Origin of the sequence: Oxalobacter aliiformigenes, from assembly GCF_027116575.1 — a bacterium.
GTDB classification, from domain to species: domain Bacteria; phylum Pseudomonadota; class Gammaproteobacteria; order Burkholderiales; family Burkholderiaceae_D; genus Oxalobacter; species Oxalobacter aliiformigenes.
Genome location: NZ_CP098252.1, coordinates 74,753 through 95,308, shown reverse-complemented (window position 1 = coordinate 95,308; position 20,556 = coordinate 74,753). Strand labels below are relative to the sequence as shown.

The following is a 20,556-nucleotide window of genomic DNA, read 5'->3' as shown; positions in this document are numbered from 1 at the left end:
TGTCATGCTCTGCTGGCGGCTATGCGTGCATCAATGAAGGCGTCTATTTCGGATTCCAGCCAACCGACGGAATTGGCCCCCAGTCTGATCGGTTTCGGGAAATCGTCACGTGTCCGGACATATGTCCAGATTGTCGCTTTGGACAATCCCAGTTTCTCGGATACTTCTTTCTGACGGATGATTCGTTTTGTATTGGTCTGAACGGTTGTCATGTGTTTTGCCTCATATCAATCCCGGCCAATCCGGTATGAGGCAAAGTTTGACGGTGTGAAGAGTAAGAAAAAAGTTATGTAACCTTAATTTAGGGTTATATAACCATGATCATTTCTCTTCTACATAACCAAGATTTTGTTGCCCTTGAGTTATATTTTGCTTCAAGAATGATTTAGAGAACCCCGTATATCCAGAATAATTATGCGCAAGCTCGCAGATCAATTCGGTTTTGGTTATTTTGGGATTTTCTTTTTTCTTTGATTCGAGTAGTTCATTAAACAGAGCTGCCATAACATTTTGAAAACTGGTTCGTGATTTCCTTGCTGGTTCCCTGTCTTCGATTTCCGGCTTGTTATCGTCGTCTATCAGCCCGTTTTCTTTGGCCCAGTCTAGCCATTCTGGAATTATTCTTTTTTTTATGGCCCAATCAATAAAATATTTGACGGGATATCGGTCTTCTGTGTGGTTGCCGCTTCTCCAGATATCCAGAGTTACATAGTAACTATGTAAAAGGCGGGTCTGGTATATATTTGTATTGCGTGGAAATTGTGTCAATATATTACTTATCTCATGGAAAACCGTATCTAACGTTCTGCTTGACAAACGAAAATCGTCTAGAGTTCGTAAATGCGGAATAGAATCCGCCCGGTAATTGCTCGCTCGAACAAATCGTTTTTTTGTTTTTTCTTTTCTGTTTCTGGCGTCTTCGTTCTTGTATATATTGCCGTTTTCATCAAAACATAAGGATCGCGGTTCAATATTGTTTAAAATCGCCAATCCTGAAAATACGTCCCATGTGTCATAAGCTAACCAGTAGAATAACTTCGAAAAGACAGGTCTTTTAATCTTTTTGATTGTTGATCTAAGACATATTTCAAAATCTCGGGTTTCGTTGTTTAATCTTTCACGCCAAGAGTTATCTATCCTTGATAGTGTTTTTTCAAGTTCTGATTTTTCATATTCAATTTCCGCTAATATTTCTTGATGCTTTTTTTTGGCAAATACTTCAGATATTTTTGCAACGTCTATCTGTTCAACATCCATAACTCCCCTCACGTTATCCCCTGTCCGGTAAGCCACGCCAGCGGGTCAGGGTTACCCGTTTTTGTCCCGTCGGACTAGGCGTGACTTGTTCTGCCTGATACTCTGTTAGTCTCTGTTGTACTGTATATATTGACAGCTATGCCCGTTTCAGATTAAGAACTTTGCCTGTTCTCCTGCTGTCGATATAGTCAGCCCATGCCTGTAATAGCTCCTTGCGTTCTTTGATGAACTCTGCACGGAAATAGGCGGCCTGTATCTTGTTTCTTTCCTTGTGGGCCAGTTGCCGATCAATGACTTCACGCCGGTATCCGATTTCTTCCAGCGCGCTGGCTGCCAGTGTCCGGAACCCGTGCCCGGTCATTTTGCCTTTGTAGCCCATGCGCTTTAGTGCCATGAGGATGGTGTTATTACTCATGTGCTTGCTGTGATCTCTTTGGCCCGGGAAAAGGTATCGGCTATTCCCTGTTATGGTTTTTAGCTCATTTAACAGATCAATGGCCTGCTTCGGCAGGTCTATTCGGTGGTCTGTCGTGTCGGGATTGATTTTGCGCCGTCCCATCTTCATGCGCTGCCAAGGAACAATCCAAACGCCATTATCAAGGTCGATTTCTGACCATTCTGCCTCTATCAATTCTGACGTTCTGACAAATGTCAACATCATGAGATTGACCGCTATGCGCGTTGGAATGAAAAGCCGTTCCCGGTTTCCGTCCAGTGCTTTCAGAAAGGCGGGCAACTCCTCCGGCTTGATAGCGGCAAAATGCTGTTTGTTGACCTTGTTCAGAACGTCGATCAGGTCAGGTATCGGATTGTGTTTGATAACGCCTCTCTGAACGGCATAGCTGAAAATGCGGCCAAGTGTCGATTTAAGCCGCCTTGCGGTTTCTGCTGCTCTGGCTTCTATGGTTTTCAGAACGTCGATTATCTGCTGGTGGGTAATATCTGCTATTGGCTGATTGCCCAGTATGGAGAAAATATCCAGCTCCAGCCGGTTCAAGGTGTTTCTTGCTGTGACCGGCTGCCATTCAGGTAATCTGCTAGTGTGCCAGTCACGCGCTACCTTTTCAAAGGTATGTTCTGTTTTGGCTTTCTCTGCCTCTATACGTGCTTTCTTTTCTTCCCGTGGGTCTATCCCTTCAGCAATCAGTTTGCGCGCTTCATCCCGTTTCTTTCTGGCCTGTGCCAGCGATATATCCGGATACTTTCCGAATGACAGTTGTACGGCTTTGCCATTTAGTTTGGCCTTCATGCGCCAGAGTTTTGAGCCTGTAGGCGCAACCTCGATATACAGCCCGCCACCGTCAAAGAGCGAATATTTCTTTTCCCTCGGTTTTGTGTTATCGATCTGTTTGGGTGTAAGTGGAACGATCAGTTTTGCCATTTTTGGGTAGATAAAAAAACAGGTAAATGAAACATCTACCCAAAAATCTACCTAAAAAAGTTGGCTTCGGCAATACCGCATTAGCCCGCCTTATACTGAAGGTGCGCTTAAATCACTGTTTTATATTGATTTTTTATGCCGGATAAGACTGCTTTAAACGGTGTGATGGTGGAGGCGGCGGGTTTCGAACCCGCGTCCAGAAGTCCTCTACAGACAGTTCTACATATTTAGCGTTGTCATTTGATTTGATCCGGCTGACGCGGATACGCACGCTTCAGACGGACGAGTTACCTTGAATTTAACCTCTTGTCCGGTAACGCAACGTGAGGCGATTTCCTGTCAATGACCCTGCGCGCCTTTCGGCCTGTCCCAGGAAAGAAACAGTGCAGGGATAGCCGGGATTAAGCGGCTAATGCGTAACTTTTATCGTTAGCGTTTACTTTTTTCTGGATGGATTTACGAGGGCTCCAGTCCTCGATATGCTCTGTTCTGCTTTGCAACCCCTGTCGAATCCAAATCGCCCCCATGTTTATGAAGAGTTTCGGCTTTTTGTGAACAGAAAAGTATGAAGCAATTTATAATTATACATTTTATTGGGCGTTTTATCTGATTTAATTCGTATTTCGGTAAATAAACGCGGAAATTTTTAGCTGATCGATTTTTGATGACCATGACTGTTCAATCCGGTTCGGGAGATCCGGTTGTTGCTGAAGAAGCGATATCGGAATCCAAAGACGCTTTATCGAAAAAAATAGCGCATGAGGTTGCGCGACGTCGGACATTCGGCATTATTTCCCACCCTGACGCAGGTAAAACAACATTGACGGAAAAACTGTTGCTGTTTTCAGGGGCAATCCAGCTGGCCGGTACGGTCAAGGCACGCAAGAGTGCACGGCATGCGACATCCGACTGGATGGAAATCGAGAAACAGAGGGGGATTTCAGTCGCCAGTTCCGTTATGCAGTTTGAGTATCGCGACCATATCATCAATTTGCTTGATACTCCCGGGCATCAGGATTTTTCTGAAGATACTTACCGCGTGCTGACAGCTGTCGATACGGCATTGATGGTCATTGATGCCGCGCGTGGTGTGGAAGCGCAAACGATCAAGCTGCTGGATGTCTGCCGGATGAGAAATACACCGATTCTTACATTCATGAACAAGCTTGATCGTGAAGCACGGGATTCTCTGGAATTGCTCGATGAAGTCGAAACGGTTCTGAAAATCCGTTGTGCGCCGATTACCTGGCCGATCGGAATGGGCAAGAATTTCAGAGGGGTTTATCACCTTTTGAATGATGAGATCATGTTATTTTCTCCCGGCAATGAAAAAGCGGATCAGACTTTTGAAGTCATCAAGGGAATAGACAATCCACGACTGACGGATATGTTCCCGATGGAAATGGAACAGCTGAAGATGGAAGTCGAGCTGGTCAAGGGGGCTTCGAATCCGTTTGTTCTGGAAGAATTTCTTTCCGGGTCACTGACGCCTGTTTTTTTTGGCTCGGCAATCAATAATTTCGGTGTGCGTGAAGTGCTCAATGCTCTTCTGGATTGGGCGCAACCTCCACTTGGACGGGATGCGACAGTCCGGAAAGTGCAACCGACCGAACCGGCGTTTTCCGGTTTTGTTTTCAAGATTCAGGCGAATATGGATCCGGCACATCGTGATCGCATTGCTTTTTTGCGTGTCTGTTCGGGACGGTTCGAGAAAGGGATGCGTCTTAAACATTTGAGACTGAACAGGGAAATCAAGGTGTCCAGTGTGGTCACTTTTATGGCTTCTTCGCGGGAACAGGTCGAAGAGGCCTATGCCGGCGATATTATCGGTTTGCCGAATCACGGCAACATGCAGATCGGAGACAGTTTTTCCGAAGGTGAGGCATTGCAGTTTACCGGTATTCCCTTTTTCGCGCCGGAAATTTTCCGCAGTGTCCGCATACGTAATCCTCTCAAAGTCAAACAGTTGCACAAAGGATTGCAGCAGCTCGGAGAAGAAGGAGCCGTTCAGGTATTCAGACCGGTATTGGGCAGTGATCTGATTCTGGGGGCGGTGGGGGTATTGCAGTTCGAAGTAGTCGCCAGTCGCCTGATGAATGAATATGGCGTCGATGCCGTTTTTGAGGGGACCAGCATTACCAGTGCTCGCTGGGTAACGGCCGATGACAAAAAAGTGCTTTCGGATTTTGAAAAATCTCTGGCCCATAATATCGCCTATGATGCGGCAGGCAATCTGACTTATCTGGCGACTTCAGGAGTCAATCTGAGGCTGACGGAAGAAAGATGGCCCAAGCTGGCATTTCATGCCACGCGAGAGCATTCGGCTTCTCTCAACTGACCGGGGTGTTCCTGGGCGGAATGGCCAGATGGCGTATGATCCTGCATGGATTTCCTGCCGCGAGAACATGGGACGGGACATTACGGGTGACGACGCTTCCGGAACCGATCGTTGTGCCACGGCCTATGGTAATCCCTGCATTGATGATCGTTCCGCCACCGATCCAGACGTCGTCTTCTATGATGACGGAAAATGCATTTTCCAGTCCCTGTTTTCGCAGTTCAGGGTCCAGTGGATGATTGGCCGTGTAAATATGGACATTGGGTCCCAGAAATACATGGTTGCCAATGCGTATTTCGGCGCAGTCCAGAAAAACGCAGTTTGTATTGGCATAGAAGTGATGGCCGATATGCAGGTTATAGCCGTAGTCGCAATGGAAGGGCGGAACGATTTCGACATCCGGTTCGCAGGAACCCAGAAGATTTTCGAGAATCTCCAATCTGGCTTTTGTCGCTTCAGGCGGTAAATTGTGGTAGGCCCGTGTTTTCGAGATGGCATGATCACGGTCCCGTTTCAAAACAGGGTCATTCGAGTAATAAAGTTGTCCTAAAAGCATTTTTTCTTTTTCAGTCAGTCCGGCCATGTTTTTTCCTTTATAAGCTGGTCAATGTGATTGTTCCCAGAAAGCGTTGATGGCGGAAACGGCGGCAAGACCTGCCGTTTCGGTTCTCAGTATTCTGGGGCCCATTGATAGGAAAATGACACCGTTTTGACGTGCCAGTTCCTCCTCTTCCGGTGAAAAGCCACCTTCCGGACCGATCAGCAATACTATATCGTGAGGTGCCTGTCTGGTTGTCCAGGATGCAAGGGATTCGTGGGCACGGGGGCTGAACATGACGGTTGGCAACCTGGAAAAGGTTTGTATGCAATCGCCGAAATCGACTGGCCGTGCAATATTTAACAGACGGTTTCTTCCGCATTGCTGTGAAGCGGAAACAACGATCGATTGCCATCGCGACAGCCGTTTTTCGATCCGGTCTGCGTTGAGCCGGACAACAGAGCGCCGGGTCGCGACAGGTATGATTTCCTGAACGCCCAGTTCGACGGCTTTTTCAATGATCCAGTCCATTTTTCCGGCTTCGGGAATGCCTTGTGCCAGTGTTATCCTGTAAGGAAGTTCAATTTCCCGTTGAGAAAAAGAAACGATTTCCGCACGGATCAGTTGGCGTTCTGCGCCGACAATTCTGGCCTGATATTCACCCCCTTTGCCATTGAAAAACGTAATGCCATCACCTGTGGATAAACGCAACACCATGATGTGTCTTGCAATGTCTTTGGGGAGATCAATACTTGTTCCGACGGTTAGCGGGAAATCATAGAAAAGACGGGTCATATCAAATCGAAGCCGGTAGATTGATTTTAATCTGGATAACACTCTCTGATAGAATACAAGGAAAAGCCCGGTTGGCATAATCATCTATCCGTTATGCCTTTTACACTTTCATTGATTTGGCAGCTATGAACAATACATTACCTGTTACGAAAATGGCCAACGCTATCCGTGCGCTGGCGATGGATGCAGTTCAAAAAGCGAATTCCGGACATCCCGGCATGCCGATGGGTATGGCCGATATCGCTGTGGCATTATGGTCCGGGCACTATCGACATAATCCGGCCAATCCACACTGGTTCAATCGGGACCGTTTCATTTTATCGAACGGTCATGGTTCAATGCTCCAGTATGCCCTGTTACATCTGACCGGCTATGATTTGTCGATGGAAGATATCAGGCAGTTCCGCCAGTTCCATTCCAAAACTCCGGGGCATCCGGAAGTTCATGTGACTCCGGGAGTCGATACAACAACCGGTCCGTTGGGACAAGGTATCTCCAATGCGGTCGGTATGGCTTTGGCCGAAAAATTGCTGGCACAAGAGTTCAATCGTCCCGGATTCAGTATCGTCGATCACTATACTTATGTTTTTCTCGGAGATGGTTGTCTGATGGAGGGGGTTTCCCATGAATCCTGTTCGCTGGCAGGAACATGGAAACTGAACAAGCTGATCGCCCTGTATGATGACAACAGTATATCGATTGACGGAAACGTCAAGGGGTGGTTCACGGATAACACTCCGGAACGTTTTGAAGCTTATGGATGGAATGTCATTCGTGACGTGAACGGTCATGATGTAGCCGCTGTTGATGCGGCAATTGTTGCCGCGCAGCAATCCGACAAACCGACGCTGATTTGTTGCAAGACAGTTATCGGAAAAGGATCTCCCAACAAGGCCGGGTTGAACAAGGCACATGGTTCTCCGCTGGGAGACGAGGAAATTGCGGCGACCCGCAAGGCCATTGGCTGGGATTATCCTCCGTTTGTGATTCCGGAAGATGTGTATGAGGCATGGGATGCCCGCAAAAAGGGAAATCAGCTCGAATCGGCGTGGAATGACCTTTTTGTGAAATACAGTGAAAAATATCCCGCAGAAGCCAGTGAACTGATGCGCCGTATTTCCGGTGAGCTGCCTTCCGGTTTCGAGGAAACCGTCCGCGGTTATATCGCCGATTGTGTCGCCAGAAAAGAAAATATCGCTACCCGCAAGGCCAGCCAGAATGCCATCGAAGCGCTTGCTCCGGGGTTACCCGAGTTTCTGGGGGGATCGGCAGATCTGACAGGGTCGAATCTGACGAACTGGAAAGAGAGCGTCGCCATTCGCGGCGGCCAGACGGGCAATTACATCAATTACGGTGTCCGCGAGTTCGGTATGTCTGCCATTATGAATGGTATTGTTCTTCATGGTGGATTCATTCCGTTTGGCGGTACATTCCTGACATTTTCGGATTATTGCCGCAATGCGATCAGAATGTCGGCGCTGATGCAGATAGGAACGATCTACGTGTTCACGCATGACTCTATCGGGGTCGGCGAAGACGGACCAACCCATCAACCGATTGAACAGATTGCCAGTCTGAGACTGATTCCCGGACTGGAAAACTGGCGTCCGTGCGATACTGTTGAAACGGCGGTTGCGTGGGGAAGCGCTGTCAGAAACCGCAAGGTTCCAAGTGTCCTGATCCTTTCGCGCCAGAATCTTCCGTATTTCGAGCGGACACAGGAACAGATCGACAATATCGGCAGGGGAGCCTATGTGCTGAGAGATGCACCGGATGCGAAAATCGTTCTGATCGCGACAGGTTCGGAAGTCGATTTGGCTATGAAGTCGGCAGAGGAGCTGGCCCGGAAGAATATTCCCGCTAGGGTGGTATCCATGCCTTGTGCCGATGTATTCGACAGGCAGGATGCGCTTTACCGGAATGCGGTTCTTCCGACCAGATTGCCAAGGGTGGCGATTGAGGCGGCAGCTTCGGATTACTGGCGCAAATATGTCGGTCTCGATGGGGATGTCGTCGGGATGGAAACCTTCGGTGAATCCGCTCCGGCGGGGATTCTTTTCAAGCATTTCGGCTTTACCGTAGATCATGTCGTGTCGAAGGTTGAAGCGGTTTTGAGTAAATAATAAATATTCGATGCGGACTTTTACAAAGAGTCCGCGTATCTACAATTGGCTTTTTAAACATTCAGGAGTTAATTTATGGCTATTCGCGTGGCAATCAATGGTTACGGTCGTATCGGGAGAAATGTTCTTCGCGCCCATTATGAATATGGCAAGCGGCATGATATTGAAATCGTTGCTATCAACAATCCCGGCGAGATCGAAACAATTGCACTCCTGACCAAGTACGATACAGCTCATGGCAAGTTTCCAGCCGAGGTTTCGTTCGAAGGCAATGAACTGATTGTCAATGGCGACAGAATTCGTGTGACTGGTGAACGGGATCCAGGAGCACTTCCCTGGAAAGAGCTGGGTGTTGATGTCGTTCTGGAATGCACCGGTCTTTTCACGTCCAAGGCTGCCGCATCCGCCCACTTGCGTGCGGGGGCCAAAAAGGTCGTCATTTCCGCTCCGGGAGGCAAGGATGTGGATGCGACCGTCGTCTATGGTGTCAACCAGAATGTTCTGAAGGCAAGCGATATGGTCATTTCGAATGCTTCCTGTACGACCAATTGCCTGGCTCCGGTTGCATTGGCATTGAACGAAGGGCTTGGAATCGTTGACGGGTTGATGACGACCGTTCATTCCTATACCAACGATCAGGTTCTGACCGATGTCTATCATCGTGATCCCAGACGGGCCCGCGCCGCAGGGCTGAATATCATTCCGACCCGGACAGGCGCTGCGGCTGCCGTGGGTCTTGTTCTTCCGGAACTGAATGGCAAGCTGGACGGTTTCGCTATTCGTGTCCCGACAATCAATGTTTCTGTTGTTGATCTGACATTCAATGCGTCGCGCAAGACTTCGGTTGAAGAAGTCAATGAAGTCGTGAAAAAGGCCTCGGAAGGCAAGCTGAAAGGTATTCTGGCTTATAACGTTGAACCTCTGGTGTCGTCTGATTTCAATCACAATCCGGCATCCAGTATTTTCGATGCCACGCAAACCCGGGTTGTGGATGGATCGCTGGTGAAAATCCTTTCCTGGTATGACAACGAGTGGGGATTCAGCTGTCGTATGCTGGATACCACGGTAGCGCTCTGGAACGCAAAATAAGTCGCAGGCAGTTTTTGGGAACTCTGAGGCGCTCTTTTTCAGGGCGCCTTTTTTTTCAGGTCTGAATCATTGCTGTTGCCACAGTTTCGGTATTTTTAAAATGAAAAAGACGCTATCTGAAAGATGGCGTTGTCGTATCGAGAAAATGGAGGAGGTATTATGGTTACGCGAGAAGATGTTCTTTCCGCTTTTCAGTTCCGGCATGCTACCAAGAAGTTCGACGAAACAAAAAAGATTTCCGATCAGGATTTCAATGTCATTCTCGAAGCCGGCCGTCTGTCTCCCAGTTCCTTTGGTTTTGAGCCCTGGCGGTTCGTCGTCATTCAGAATACCCAGTTGAGAAATGAACTGAGGACGGTAACCTGGGGAGCGCAAGGACAATTGCCCACAGCGAGCCATTATGTGGCCATACTCTGTCTTAAGGACGGTATGAGGTATGATTCTTCCCATGTGACCCACATGATGCGCGACATCCAGCATCTTTCTCCGGAAATGATGGAAAAGAAAAGGGAACGTTTCCGTGAATTCCAGAGGGAAAACGGTATTCTGGAAACACCGAAAGCCTTGTTCGACTGGGCGGTGAAACAGTCATATATTGCATTGGGCAACATGATGACCGCTGCGGCATTGCTGGGTATCGATTCATGTGCCATCGAGGGAGGAAATATGTCGGCTATTGAAAAAATACTGGCAGAACATCGGTTGCTGGATAATGGCCGGTATGGTTTGGCCGTTATGGTCGCCTTCGGTTACCGCCTGAATGAACCGTCTGAAAAGACAAGACAACCGCCTGAAGAAGTTGTTTTCTGGGTTGACTGAAAAACAGGTTGTGCCCTTTTCCGGGCACAACCTGTTGGCGGTCAGAGTACGTAGCGCGACAGGTCTTCGTTGGCGGACAAGGCTTCCAGTCGTTCATTGACGTAATCCTTGTCGATGGTCAATGTGCCGTTGTAATTGACAGCGGTGAATGAGATTTCTTCAAGCAGTCTCTCCATGACGGTATACAGTCTTCGGGCACCGATATTTTCGGTGCGTTCATTGACGGTATAGGAGATCTCGGCCAATCGCCTGATGGCTTCGTCGTTGAATTCCAGCTGCATGCCTTCTGTTGCCAGAAGTGCCTTGTACTGGGAAATAAGGCTGGCTTCCGTGCTGGTCAGGATCTGCTCGAAATCTTCGATGGACAGTGATTCGAGTTCGACCCGGATCGGGAAACGGCCCTGCAATTCCGGAATGAGATCGGAGGGTTTCGCCAGTTGAAAAGCGCCGGATGCAATGAAAAGAATATGATCGGTTTTGATCATGCCGTATTTCGTGTTGACCGTCGTTCCCTCGACCAGAGGTAACAAGTCGCGTTGAACACCGGCACGCGATACATCCGCGCCGCTGATTTCCGATCGTGAAGCGATCTTGTCGATTTCATCCAGGAAAACGATTCCGTTCTGTTCGACGTTCGCAATGGCTTTCTGGCGCAATTCGTCTTCATTGATCAGTTTTGCGGCTTCTTCCTCGATAATCAGCTTGATCGCTTCCCGGATTTTGACTTTGCGGCTTTTCTTGCGGCCGCTGCCCAGTCCGGAAAACATGGATTTGATCTGTTCGGTCATTTCTTCCATACCGGGAGGGGCCATGATTTCCATATGCGGACCGGAGTCTGCTACCTCGATCTCGATTTCCCTGTCGTCCAGCGATCCTTCACGCAGTTTTTTCCGAAAGACCTGACGGGTATTGTCGCCGGATGAGGTCGGCTGGTCGTTCGATCCGAATCCGAAGTCTCTGGGCTGTGGAATGAGAATGTTAAGTATCCGGTCTTCCGCAGCATCGACAGCCTTGGAACGGACTTTGATCATTTCGGCTTCACGGGTCTGTTTGATGCCGATATCGACAAGATCACGGATGATGGTATCGACATCGCGTCCGACATAACCGACTTCCGTGAATTTGGTCGCTTCGATTTTGATGAACGGAGCATCGGCCAGTCGTGCAAGACGGCGTGCGATTTCTGTCTTGCCGACCCCCGTCGGGCCGATCATCAGAATATTTTTCGGTGTGATTTCATGCCGGAGCGGTTCGGCGACCTGCTGACGGCGCCAGCGGTTACGCAAAGCGACAGCGACGGCACGTTTGGCTTTGGATTGTCCAACGACATGTTTGTCCAGTTCGGTGACAATCTCTTGAGGAGTCAAATTCATGGTTTGTTTTTCGGATGAAAAATAGAAAATGAAGATGGTGAAAATCAGTCCAGTGTCTCGATGATATGAGACTGGTTGGTGTAAATGCAAAGGTCTCCGGCGATCGCGAGCGATTTTGCGACGATTTCGGCGGGAGTCAGTTCAGTATTGCGTTGAAGAGCCAGTGCGGCAGACTGGGCATACGGACCACCCGAGCCGATTGCTCCGACTCCTTCTTCCGGTTCAAGTACATCGCCGTTTCCTGTAATGACCAGGGTGGATTCCCTGTCGGCGACCAGAAGCATGGCTTCAAGACGTCTCAACATGCGGTCGGTCCTCCAGTCTTTGGCAAGCTCAACGGATGAACGCAAAAGATTGCCCTGGTGTTTTTCGAGTTTTGCCTCGAATCGTTCAATTAATGTGAATGCATCTGCCGTACCCCCGGCAAATCCTGCCAGTACTCTTCCGTTGTAGAGCTTGCGGACTTTTCTGGCCGTACCCTTGATAACGATATTACCGAGTGTGACCTGTCCATCCCCGCCCAGCGCCACCTGATTGCCGCGACGGACGGATACGATGGTTGTCCCGTGAAATTGTTCCATATGATTCCCTAAAGTGTAATCGGACGTGCGAAAAAATACTTTTATGCCATTTGCCTCAAATGGGGACTGGTTTGCCAATTACAAGAGTCGCCCGGCTGTGCAATTCTGTAGTTTACCCCGAACTTCATCATATGGGACTGACTTCTCGCTGTTATAATGGCACCCCTTGTTTTTTCCATGAATGCGTTATGTCGAATGATGCCTTTGCCAAACTGAATGCCCAGCAATATGAAGCGGTCCACTATATGGATGGCCCCTGTCTGGTTCTGGCCGGGGCCGGTTCCGGAAAAACGCGTGTCATTACGCAGAAAATCGCTCATATGATAGGCAGTGGCCAGTATGAAGCCAGAAACATTGCGGCATTGACCTTTACCAACAAGGCGGCGGCAGAAATGCAGGAACGGATTTCACGCTTGCTGAGAGAGCCCTCTGACGCTTCACAGTTGACGATTTCGACTTTCCATTCTCTTGGTGTGAAGATTCTGCGGCAGGAAGCGAAAGAACTGAATCTCAAGGACCGTTTTTCCATTCTTGACAGTGATGACTGTTTTTCTCTGGTTCAGGATCTTGCCGTTACCACTGACAAACAGCTTATCCGCCGGATTCAGGGTACGATATCCTTGTGGAAAAACGGAATGGTCGATCCGGAAACCGCTTTGAAAAGTGCTGTGGATGATGAAGAAGCACAGGCTGCACGCATATACCGGAATTATGTGGCGACGCTTTCCGCTTATCAGGCGGTGGATTTCGATGATCTCATCCGGTTGCCGGTCGAGCTGTTCCGTTCCAGTGACAGGGTACGTGAAAAATGGCAAAGACGATTGCGTTATTTGCTGGTGGACGAATATCAGGATACGAATACCTGCCAGTATGAGTTGGTCAAATTGCTGGTATCGGGAATCGGAAAAAAACCGATGTTCACTGCAGTGGGAGATGACGATCAGGCCATTTATGCATGGCGTGGTGCGACGATCGAGAACCTGAAAACCCTGCAGAAAGATTTCAGCGATCTTAAAGTGATCAGACTGGAACAGAATTATCGTTCTTCCATGAGGATTCTTCAGGCGGCCAATGCCGTGATCGGTAATAATCCGAAATTGTTCGAAAAAAAACTGTGGTCCGATCATGGTCTGGGCGAACCGGTTGAAACACTGGCCATGTCGGATGAGGAACAGGAAGCGGAACAGGTTGTCATGCTTTTATCGGCTCACAAGTTCGAACGGCGGGCCAGATTTTCGGACTATGCCATTCTTTACCGGGGGAATTATCAGGCCCGTATATTCGAAACGGCATTGAGGCGGGAAAATATTCCTTACACCATTTCGGGGGGGCAAAGCTTTTTCGCCCGTGCCGAAATCCGGGATATCATCAGTTATTTACGGCTGATTGCCAATCTGGATGACGATCCGGCTTTTATCCGGGCTGTCACCACACCTCGTCGCGGTGTCGGACAATCCACTCTCGAGACGCTGGGGGCTTTTGCCGGACAGTGGCAGTGTTCATTGTTTGAAGCGGTATACAAGGGGGGGCTGGAAGCCAAGTTGTCTCCTCGCCAGCTGGGACCACTGCGTGGGTTTTGTGATTTTATTAACGGGATTGAGGAAAGGGCGAGTCGTCCCGGGTTATCGGCCAAAGGCGAAAATGCTGCGGCACTGCTGGATGAGCTGATGCACGAAATAGCCTATGAAACCTATCTTTACGATAATTTCGACGAAAGAACGGCCAAAAACAAATGGCAAAATGTTCTTGAATTTACAAACTGGCTGAAAGAAAAAAGCAAAGGCGGCAAACTGGAAGACGGCCCGGAAAAAAGTCTTCTCGAGCTGACACAAATGGTTGCCCTGATGACTATGCTGGAAGGCAGGGACGAGGAGCCTGATGCGGTTCATCTTTCGACATTGCATGCCGCCAAAGGTCTCGAGTTTCCACATGTTTTCCTGGTCGGGGTGGAAGAAGGCATTTTACCCCATCTGGGTGATCCGGATATGCCAGCCGATCAGCTTGCTGTCCGGATTCAGGAAGAACGCAGACTGATGTATGTCGGCATAACCCGTGCACAAAGGACATTGCATGTTTCCTGGTGCAAAAAACGGAAAAAGGCGCGGGAAGTTATCCAATGCGAACCGTCGCGGTTCATCGGGGAAATGAAGCTGAATGAAGGAGTTGCTGTTCCCCTGGAGACAGAAGTGTTGACACCGAAGGCAAGATTGGCCAATCTGAAAGCGCTGCTGCAGAAACCGAAACTGGCCTGATTGGGTTTTGATGGTGTTTTGTTTGAAATTTGCCGGAAAAGAAAATGGAAGAACGTCTTATCGATCTTGAAATCCGTATTACGCGTCAGGAAGACATGATTGATGAACTGAACAAAACAGTTTATCAACAACAATTGAAAATCGACAATTTCGAAGCGATACTGAAAGAGATGGCTTCCCGTATTGTGGAACTGGAAAACGACAATCCCCTCAACGAAAAACCTCCTCATTATTGATTACAATCTCGACGGAACATATATGTCTACAGAACAAGATAAACTGCTTTACGCGAAAATCAATCTGGAAACGGCACAGATACCGTGGAAAGAACTGGAGCGTTTCTTTGCCGGTGGCATGGTTATTTCGGTTGACGAGAATGTCGATATGATTCAGGTCGCGCAATGGATGGCTTCCGATGATGTGGCGGCTATTTCCGGTATGCTGGAAAAAAAGAGATACAGAAGGTAACCGACGATCAGGCACGTATATGGTCCGATTCGGATGCCATGCTATGGGCTGTTGTCGTCAAACCATGGATTCTCGTGCAGCAGAGAAGAAGCTGACAGAGAGTAATGCCGTCTTTGATGGTGTAATTTTTATGGATGATCATGAGTATTCGATTAATCGTCGGGCTTGGGAATCCGGGTGCCGAATATGAGCAGACACGTCATAATGCGGGTTTCTGGTTTCTCGACAATCTTGAAAATTCTGATATGCGCTGGCAGAAGGAGGCCAAATTTTCGGCCCTGGTCTCGAAAACAAGGATAAACGGTCATGATGTCTGGCTGATGAAACCTCAGACATTCATGAACCGTTCCGGTCTGGCAGTCGGTGCCATGGCCCGTTTTTTCAAAATGGCACCGGAAGAAATTCTGGTCGTTCATGATGAGCTGGATATCGCTCCCGGTATTGCGAAACTGAAACGTTCCGGTTCCACAGGCGGGCATAATGGTCTGAAAGATATTGCTTCAGCGTTGGGTACGCAGAATTTTTGGCGTTTGCGTCTTGGTATTGGTCATCCCCGCTCACAGAATCTGAAATCACCTGTTATCGATTATGTGCTCCAGCGTCCCCGGCGTGAAGATCAGGACAGGATAGATGATGCGATCGGACGCGCAATGCATGTCATTCCCCTACTGTGTGACGGTCAGTTCGATAAAGCCATGAAAGAACTGCATACAGTCGAAAAATAATCCATCAATAAAAAAACCACCATGAGGCGGTTTTTTTATTGAACACCGGCTGTCAGTTATACATTTCATTTAACAGGGACATGACAGAATCACCGGTATTGATCCGTTTGAGTGTTTCGGCCAGCAGTTCGGCACAGGAAAGCTGACGGATTTTCGGACATTGTCTTGCCGCATCGGATAAAGGAATGGTATCGGTCACAACCAGTTCATCCAGTGAAGAAGCGGTAATTCTCTTGACGGCCGGACCGGAAAGGACCGGATGGGTGCAATAGGCAACGACCATCTTGGCTCCTCTTTCTTTCAGTGCCTCGGCCGCCTGCGTCAGCGTACCGGCGGTATCGACCATGTCATCCATGATCACACAGTTTCTGCCCTCCACATTGCCGATGATGTTCATGACCTCGGATTCGTTCGGCCGTGGACGGCGCTTGTCGATGATCGACAGGTCGCAATGCAGATGTTCTGCCAGTGCTCTGGCACGGACGACCCCTCCGATATCGGGGGAGACGACCAGAAGATCCTTGTAGTTTTTCTTCTGGAGATCCTTCAGAAGGATGGGAGAAGCATAAATATTGTCGACAGGGATATCGAAAAAGCCCTGAATCTGATCGGCATGGACATCCATGATCAGGACGCGGTCGACGCCGATGCCCTCGAGGATATTGGCGATAACGCGTGCGGAAATGGCGACACGGGTGGAACGTGGACGACGATCCTGACGGGCGTAACCGAAATAAGGGATACAGGTGGTAATGCGTTCAGCGGAAGCGCGCTTCAATGCATCGACCATCAGGATGATTTCCATCAGGTTGTCATTGGTGGGAGCGCAAGTGGACTGAATGACGAAAACATCCTTGCCGCGGACATTTTCATTGATTTCGACAGTGGTTTCACCATCGGAGAATTTGGAAACGAAAGCCTTGCCGAGAGGGATACCGAGTTTGCTGGCTACCTTGGCGGCCAATGCCGGATTGGCATTGCCAGTGAAAATCATTAAATTGCTGTCGGACATGAATTTCCTGCGACGATCTCGTTACTGGGTTAAAAGTCACATAACGTCTAACGAATCCCGTTGTGTCACTTGCCGACAATATTTCATTGTAAGCACGCCTGGCGGCGGGCGCTGCGAAGTGGGTGGCAGGGGAAGAAGGATTCGAACCCTCGAATGCCGGAATCAGAATCCGGTGCCTTAACCAGCTTGGCGATTCCCCTGCTGAAAATTCAGATCGCTATTATAACCGAAAAATTCAGGCGCTTGGTATCGCAATTCAATAAAAAAAGAGCCTGTCAGCGATGACAGGCTCTTTTGTGTTGCAAAAATTACTCTTTTGTTTCAGCATCTGCTGCCGGAGCGGCCTCTTCGGATACTTCTTCTTCGGATTCCGCGACATTGGCGACGGTAGCCGTAACGATTGGCTGGGATTCGTCATGCGATGTTGCAGATACACCTTCCGGAAGTTTCAGATCGGCAAGGTGAATAGCTTGTCCGACATCCAGATTGGCCAGATCGACTTCGATGAAGGAAGGCAGGTGGGCAGGAAGGCATGAAATTTCCAGTTCGGTCGTTGCATGATGAACGATACCTGTCTTGGCTGCCGGAGAAGTTTCTTCATTGATGAAGTGAAGCGGAACCTTGACAGTGATTTTCTGGTTGGCGTCAACGCGCTGGAAATCCACATGCAGGACAACCGGTTTGTATGCGTGAACCTGAAAGTCGCGCAGCAGAACCTTTTCTTCCTTGCCGTCGATTTCCAGATCGAGAATGGAGGAATGGAATGCTTCTCTTTTCAGGGCGTAGAAAAGGGCATTGTGATCCAGTTTGATGTTGACAGGTTCGCTGTTGCCACCGTAAACGATTCCCGGTGCCATACCAGCAGCACGCAGGCGGCGGCTCGCTCCGGTCCCTATCTCTGCTCTTGTGTATGCTACAACTTTCATTTAAATACTCCAGTAAAAGTAAGGTCCCTGACCTTTTGTTGAAAAAAGCCTCCGCGACCAGAGGCTTCGCTTGAATACGTTTTGCCAGACAATCAGAGAGGGTATGCCTCATTGAATAAAGACATGACGGAATTGCCTGTACTGATCCGTTTGAGTGTTTCGGCCAGCAGTTCGGCACAGGAAAGCTGACGGATTTTCGGACATTGTCTTGCCGCATCGGATAAAGGAATGGTATCGGTCACAACCAGTTCATCCAGCGAAGAAGCGGTAATTCTCTTGACGGCCGGACCGGAAAGGACCGGATGGGTGCAATAGGCAACGACCATCTTGGCTCCTCTTTCTTTCAGTGCCTCGGCCGCCTGCGTCAGCGTACCGGCGGTATCGACCATGTCATCCATGATCACACAGTTTCTGCCCTCCACATTGCCGATGATGTTCATGACCTCGGATTCGTTCGGCCGTGGACGGCGCTTGTCGATGATCGACAGGTCACACTCGAGACATTTTGCCAGTGCTCTGGCACGGACGACCCCTCCGATATCGGGGGAGACGACCAGAAGATCCTTGTAGTTTTTCTTCTGGAGATCCTTCAGAAGGATGGGAGAAGCATAAATATTGTCGACAGGGATATCGAAAAAGCCCTGAATCTGATCGGCATGGACATCCATGATCAGGACGCGGTCGACGCCGATGCCCTCGAGGATATTGGCGATAACGCGTGCGGAAATGGCGACACGGGTGGAACGTGGACGACGATCCTGACGGGCGTAACCGAAATAAGGGATACAGGTGGTAATGCGTTCAGCGGAAGCGCGCTTCAATGCATCGACCATCAGGATGATTTCCATCAGGTTGTCATTGGTGGGAGCGCAAGTGGACTGAATGACGAAAACATCCTTGCCGCGGACATTTTCATTGATTTCGACAGTGGTTTCACCATCGGAGAATTTGGAAACGAAAGCCTTGCCGAGAGGGATACCGAGTTTGCTGGCTACCTTGGCGGCCAATGCCGGATTGGCATTGCCAGTGAAAATCATTAAATTGCTGTCGGACATGAATTTCCTGCGACGATCTCGTTACTGGGTTAAAAGTCACATAACGTCTAACGAATCCCGTTGTGTCACTTGCCGACAATATTTCATTGTAAGCACGCCTGGCGGCGGGCGCTGCGAAGTGGGTGGCAGGGGAAGAAGGATTCGAACCTTCGCATGCAGGAATCAAAATCCTGTGCCTTAACCAGCTTGGCGATTCCCCTGCTGCATTTCATGCCGGTATTATAACCGAGCATCCTGAAAAACCCTATCATTCGCCTTTGTTATCAAGAAGATACTTCAGCGGATGATTCTGCAATCCCTGAACGACTCTGGTTTCCCATTTTACGGAAAGTCTGGCCGCTACCTCTTCTGCCTGCGTTTTGCTGGAAAAACGCGAAAAAACGCACGCTCCCGATCCTGTCATTCTGGCATTTCCGAACTTCTCCAGTTCGTTGATTGCACTGCCGATTTCAGGAAAAAGTCTGGTCGCAACACCCTGCAAGTCATTTCTTCCGAAATGATCCAATCTTTCATAGAAACCGGGAAAGTCCGTCATTTTGATGGGTTCTGTATTTCTTGTCAATTCATTTGAACGGAAGATAAGCGCCGTAGGAACGGAAACAGGTGGTTTTATCACAACAAACCACCCGCCTGGCGTTTTTATCGGAGTCAGCTTTTCTCCGATACCTTCGGCAAAAGCATTCTCGCCCAACAAAAAAAAGGGAACGTCGGCGCCTAGCCGGATACCCATTTCGATCAGCTCCTGTGTGTCGAACCGGCAATTCCACAAGTAATTGAGAGCCATCAGTGTTGTGGCGGCATCGGAAGAACCGCCCCCGAGACCTCCGCCCACAGGGAGATTTTTTTCAATTTCAATATCGATTCCGGGAACATGCTTTCCTTTTTGTCCGAGAGCATTTTCCCGAAGGAGGTTTGCCGCACGAATGATCAAGTCGTCTTCTTCATTGATTTGCCCATTCCGGGTGATTCGTCTGATTTGTCCATCGTCACGACAAGTAAAATGCAGATAGTCGCAAAAGTCAGTCAGTTGGAAAACCGTTTCAAGAAGGTGATAACCATCCGGGCGTCGGCCGATCACATGAAGAAAGAGGTTCAGTTTGGCCGGAGCAGGACAATTGCGCAGTGACGCGGGTCTTGTTTTATCTAGAAGTGCCATTCATCTATAACCAGCTTGAGATTGATATCGACATCTCTGGAATCGCTACTGCCCTTGGTCAGGTTTATGCGTTTGGGCAGAGGCATGACCGGACCTTCAATCCAGGTGATGTAATCGATTTGCCATCCGTCTCGGGTGATGACCTGTTTCGATTCAGGGGAAGCAATGAAAGGTTTTCCTTGCATATCGGTCGCGCAACCCTGTAACCAGTCTTTCAGTCCGGTTACGGGAAGGGTCCATCCCAGTTCCGATTTGATCAGCTCTTCTGCATTTGCAGCGCTTCGGGGCGCTTTGTTGGGAGCGATGAAAGTGGTCAGTTGCGGGGTGATTTCAATTTTTGCCATGGACTGGCCAAGCGGCGAAAGCAGTGTAATGACGGTATAATCCGGTGCCTGTTTCCAGTCGAAACCGCCATGTAATGATTCTTCCTTGCCGTCGGCCTGATAGTGGATGGAAAAACGGCCTTTGACTCCGGCTTTTTCACTGCAGCTTCTTGGCGTGTCACTTGAAAAGATATTCAGCTTTTCCATGGACTGGAAACTTGAGCAGCCTGACAGCATGATGGAGAAAAGGAAAACGGCAAACATGCCGATTTTGTAGGGATGAAATGTTTTTTTCATGTAGTTTCCGAAAACAGGGAGAAATATTCTGCAGGAGATGCGGGATCG

General features: G+C 49.0%; 19 protein-coding genes, 2 tRNA genes, 1 other RNA gene and 1 pseudogene. 8 read left to right on the top strand and 15 right to left on the bottom strand.

Translation table 11 applies throughout. The annotated features are described in order from the left end of the window. Positions 1 to 2: 2 nt before the first annotated feature. The 4 genes from NB647_RS00450 to ssrA all read right to left on the bottom strand — a co-directional run bounded on the left by NB647_RS00450 (position 3) and on the right by ssrA (position 3,163). A complete protein-coding gene (locus NB647_RS00450) occupies positions 3 to 212 on the bottom strand; it encodes a helix-turn-helix transcriptional regulator (protein WP_269277221.1) in 210 nt (69 codons plus the stop codon). A gap of 109 nt (positions 213 to 321) precedes the next feature. Next, on the bottom strand, positions 322 to 1,257 hold the full coding sequence (locus NB647_RS00445; protein WP_269283559.1) for a hypothetical protein: 936 nt from the start codon (positions 1,255 to 1,257) through the stop codon (positions 322 to 324). Between the two features lie 136 nt (positions 1,258 to 1,393). Further along, a complete protein-coding gene (locus NB647_RS00440) occupies positions 1,394 to 2,638 on the bottom strand; it encodes a tyrosine-type recombinase/integrase (RefSeq protein WP_269283557.1) in 1,245 nt (414 codons plus the stop codon). A gap of 166 nt (positions 2,639 to 2,804) precedes the next feature. Further along, positions 2,805 to 3,163: a transfer-messenger RNA gene (gene ssrA, locus NB647_RS00435) on the bottom strand. A 145-nt stretch (positions 3,164 to 3,308) separates the two neighbouring features. Between ssrA and NB647_RS00430 the strand changes: the two genes are divergently transcribed. After that, entirely contained in the window at positions 3,309 to 4,976 is a 1,668-nt protein-coding gene (locus NB647_RS00430) for a peptide chain release factor 3 (RefSeq protein WP_269264595.1), read from the top strand. On the opposite strand, the gene NB647_RS00425 is transcribed toward NB647_RS00430, so the two are convergent. Beyond that, positions 4,969 to 5,559, bottom strand: a complete 591-nt coding sequence (locus NB647_RS00425; protein WP_269283555.1) for a sugar O-acetyltransferase — start codon at positions 5,557 to 5,559, stop codon at positions 4,969 to 4,971. The two genes, NB647_RS00430 and NB647_RS00425, sit on opposite strands and share 8 nt — an antisense overlap. A gap of 21 nt (positions 5,560 to 5,580) precedes the next feature. Next, complete coding sequence (locus NB647_RS00420; RefSeq protein ID WP_269264593.1) at positions 5,581 to 6,309, bottom strand: 16S rRNA (uracil(1498)-N(3))-methyltransferase; 729 nt, start codon at positions 6,307 to 6,309, stop codon at positions 5,581 to 5,583. Positions 6,310 to 6,434: 125 nt separating this feature from the next. On the opposite strand from NB647_RS00420, the gene tkt reads away from it, so the two are divergent. The 3 genes from tkt to NB647_RS00405 all read left to right on the top strand — a co-directional run bounded on the left by tkt (position 6,435) and on the right by NB647_RS00405 (position 10,340). Continuing rightward, positions 6,435 to 8,432 carry a transketolase gene (gene tkt, locus NB647_RS00415; protein ID WP_269283552.1) on the top strand — a complete coding sequence of 666 codons (1,998 nt, stop codon included), beginning with the start codon at positions 6,435 to 6,437 and terminating at the stop codon, positions 8,430 to 8,432. A gap of 75 nt (positions 8,433 to 8,507) precedes the next feature. Beyond that, positions 8,508 to 9,521, top strand: a complete 1,014-nt coding sequence (gene gap / locus NB647_RS00410) for a type I glyceraldehyde-3-phosphate dehydrogenase (protein ID WP_269264591.1) — start codon at positions 8,508 to 8,510, stop codon at positions 9,519 to 9,521. 159 nt (positions 9,522 to 9,680) lie between these two features. Further along, positions 9,681 to 10,340 (top strand): NAD(P)H-dependent oxidoreductase, encoded by a 660-nt coding sequence (locus NB647_RS00405; protein ID WP_269264590.1) that lies wholly within the window; start codon positions 9,681 to 9,683, stop codon positions 10,338 to 10,340. Between the two features lie 41 nt (positions 10,341 to 10,381). On the opposite strand, the gene hslU is transcribed toward NB647_RS00405, so the two are convergent. Together hslU and hslV are read right to left on the bottom strand one after the other, a co-directional pair. Further along, positions 10,382 to 11,713, bottom strand: coding sequence for an ATP-dependent protease ATPase subunit HslU (gene hslU, locus NB647_RS00400; RefSeq protein ID WP_269283550.1), 1,332 nt, complete (start codon positions 11,711 to 11,713; stop codon positions 10,382 to 10,384). Between the two features lie 44 nt (positions 11,714 to 11,757). Continuing rightward, complete coding sequence (gene hslV / locus NB647_RS00395) at positions 11,758 to 12,294, bottom strand: ATP-dependent protease subunit HslV (RefSeq protein WP_269264588.1); 537 nt, start codon at positions 12,292 to 12,294, stop codon at positions 11,758 to 11,760. 188 nt (positions 12,295 to 12,482) lie between these two features. On the opposite strand from hslV, the gene NB647_RS00390 reads away from it, so the two are divergent. The 4 genes and pseudogenes from NB647_RS00390 to pth all read left to right on the top strand — a co-directional run bounded on the left by NB647_RS00390 (position 12,483) and on the right by pth (position 15,739). After that, positions 12,483 to 14,546, top strand: a complete 2,064-nt coding sequence (locus NB647_RS00390; protein ID WP_269283549.1) for a UvrD-helicase domain-containing protein — start codon at positions 12,483 to 12,485, stop codon at positions 14,544 to 14,546. A gap of 44 nt (positions 14,547 to 14,590) precedes the next feature. Then, positions 14,591 to 14,782, top strand: coding sequence for a SlyX family protein (locus tag NB647_RS00385; protein ID WP_269264586.1), 192 nt, complete (start codon positions 14,591 to 14,593; stop codon positions 14,780 to 14,782). 22 nt (positions 14,783 to 14,804) lie between these two features. Continuing rightward, positions 14,805 to 15,109 (top strand): annotated as a pseudogene (locus NB647_RS00380) (DUF2288 domain-containing protein). 45 nt (positions 15,110 to 15,154) lie between these two features. After that, positions 15,155 to 15,739 (top strand): aminoacyl-tRNA hydrolase, encoded by a 585-nt coding sequence (gene pth, locus NB647_RS00370; RefSeq protein ID WP_269283544.1) that lies wholly within the window; start codon positions 15,155 to 15,157, stop codon positions 15,737 to 15,739. Positions 15,740 to 15,791: 52 nt separating this feature from the next. Here pth and NB647_RS00365 read toward each other — a convergent pair whose 3' ends face one another. The 7 genes from NB647_RS00365 to lolB all read right to left on the bottom strand — a co-directional run bounded on the left by NB647_RS00365 (position 15,792) and on the right by lolB (position 20,508). Then, entirely contained in the window at positions 15,792 to 16,751 is a 960-nt protein-coding gene (locus NB647_RS00365) for a ribose-phosphate pyrophosphokinase (RefSeq protein ID WP_269283541.1), read from the bottom strand. 123 nt (positions 16,752 to 16,874) lie between these two features. Further along, positions 16,875 to 16,951, bottom strand: a tRNA-Gln gene (locus NB647_RS00360). Positions 16,952 to 17,059: 108 nt separating this feature from the next. After that, entirely contained in the window at positions 17,060 to 17,677 is a 618-nt protein-coding gene (locus tag NB647_RS00355; RefSeq protein ID WP_269264582.1) for a 50S ribosomal protein L25/general stress protein Ctc, read from the bottom strand. A gap of 92 nt (positions 17,678 to 17,769) precedes the next feature. Next, a complete protein-coding gene (locus tag NB647_RS00350) occupies positions 17,770 to 18,732 on the bottom strand; it encodes a ribose-phosphate pyrophosphokinase (RefSeq protein ID WP_269283539.1) in 963 nt (320 codons plus the stop codon). 123 nt (positions 18,733 to 18,855) lie between these two features. Further along, positions 18,856 to 18,932 (bottom strand) — tRNA-Gln (locus NB647_RS00345). Positions 18,933 to 18,979: 47 nt separating this feature from the next. Continuing rightward, positions 18,980 to 19,888 carry a 4-(cytidine 5'-diphospho)-2-C-methyl-D-erythritol kinase gene (gene ispE, locus NB647_RS00340; protein ID WP_269283535.1) on the bottom strand — a complete coding sequence of 303 codons (909 nt, stop codon included), beginning with the start codon at positions 19,886 to 19,888 and terminating at the stop codon, positions 18,980 to 18,982. Next, on the bottom strand, positions 19,876 to 20,508 hold the full coding sequence (gene lolB / locus NB647_RS00335; protein WP_269283534.1) for a lipoprotein insertase outer membrane protein LolB: 633 nt from the start codon (positions 20,506 to 20,508) through the stop codon (positions 19,876 to 19,878). The genes ispE and lolB overlap by 13 nt, the downstream gene beginning before the upstream one ends. Positions 20,509 to 20,556 lie beyond the last annotated feature (48 nt).

Excerpts from the sequence above, each read along its gene's own strand:
- NB647_RS00445 (WP_269283559.1), bottom strand. The coding sequence starts at position 1,257 with ATGGATGTTGAACAGATAGACGTTGCAAAAATATCTGAAGTATTTGCC.
- NB647_RS00355 (WP_269264582.1), bottom strand. The coding sequence starts at position 17,677 with ATGAAAGTTGTAGCATACACAAGAGCAGAGATAGGGACCGGAGCGAGC.
- NB647_RS00365 (WP_269283541.1), bottom strand. The coding sequence starts at position 16,751 with ATGTCCGACAGCAATTTAATGATTTTCACTGGCAATGCCAATCCGGCA.
- hslV (WP_269264588.1), bottom strand. The coding sequence starts at position 12,294 with ATGGAACAATTTCACGGGACAACCATCGTATCCGTCCGTCGCGGCAAT.
- tkt (WP_269283552.1), top strand. The coding sequence starts at position 6,435 with ATGAACAATACATTACCTGTTACGAAAATGGCCAACGCTATCCGTGCG.
- NB647_RS00405 (WP_269264590.1), top strand. The coding sequence starts at position 9,681 with ATGGTTACGCGAGAAGATGTTCTTTCCGCTTTTCAGTTCCGGCATGCT.
- NB647_RS00350 (WP_269283539.1), bottom strand. The coding sequence starts at position 18,732 with ATGTCCGACAGCAATTTAATGATTTTCACTGGCAATGCCAATCCGGCA.
- ispE (WP_269283535.1), bottom strand. The coding sequence starts at position 19,888 with ATGGCACTTCTAGATAAAACAAGACCCGCGTCACTGCGCAATTGTCCT.
- NB647_RS00450 (WP_269277221.1), bottom strand. The coding sequence starts at position 212 with ATGACAACCGTTCAGACCAATACAAAACGAATCATCCGTCAGAAAGAA.
- lolB (WP_269283534.1), bottom strand. The coding sequence starts at position 20,508 with ATGAAAAAAACATTTCATCCCTACAAAATCGGCATGTTTGCCGTTTTC.
- NB647_RS00425 (WP_269283555.1), bottom strand. The coding sequence starts at position 5,559 with ATGGCCGGACTGACTGAAAAAGAAAAAATGCTTTTAGGACAACTTTAT.
- NB647_RS00440 (WP_269283557.1), bottom strand. The coding sequence starts at position 2,638 with ATGGCAAAACTGATCGTTCCACTTACACCCAAACAGATCGATAACACA.
- NB647_RS00420 (WP_269264593.1), bottom strand. The coding sequence starts at position 6,309 with ATGACCCGTCTTTTCTATGATTTCCCGCTAACCGTCGGAACAAGTATT.
- NB647_RS00385 (WP_269264586.1), top strand. The coding sequence starts at position 14,591 with ATGGAAGAACGTCTTATCGATCTTGAAATCCGTATTACGCGTCAGGAA.
- NB647_RS00430 (WP_269264595.1), top strand. The coding sequence starts at position 3,309 with ATGACTGTTCAATCCGGTTCGGGAGATCCGGTTGTTGCTGAAGAAGCG.
- gap (WP_269264591.1), top strand. The coding sequence starts at position 8,508 with ATGGCTATTCGCGTGGCAATCAATGGTTACGGTCGTATCGGGAGAAAT.
- hslU (WP_269283550.1), bottom strand. The coding sequence starts at position 11,713 with ATGAATTTGACTCCTCAAGAGATTGTCACCGAACTGGACAAACATGTC.
- pth (WP_269283544.1), top strand. The coding sequence starts at position 15,155 with ATGAGTATTCGATTAATCGTCGGGCTTGGGAATCCGGGTGCCGAATAT.
- NB647_RS00390 (WP_269283549.1), top strand. The coding sequence starts at position 12,483 with ATGTCGAATGATGCCTTTGCCAAACTGAATGCCCAGCAATATGAAGCG.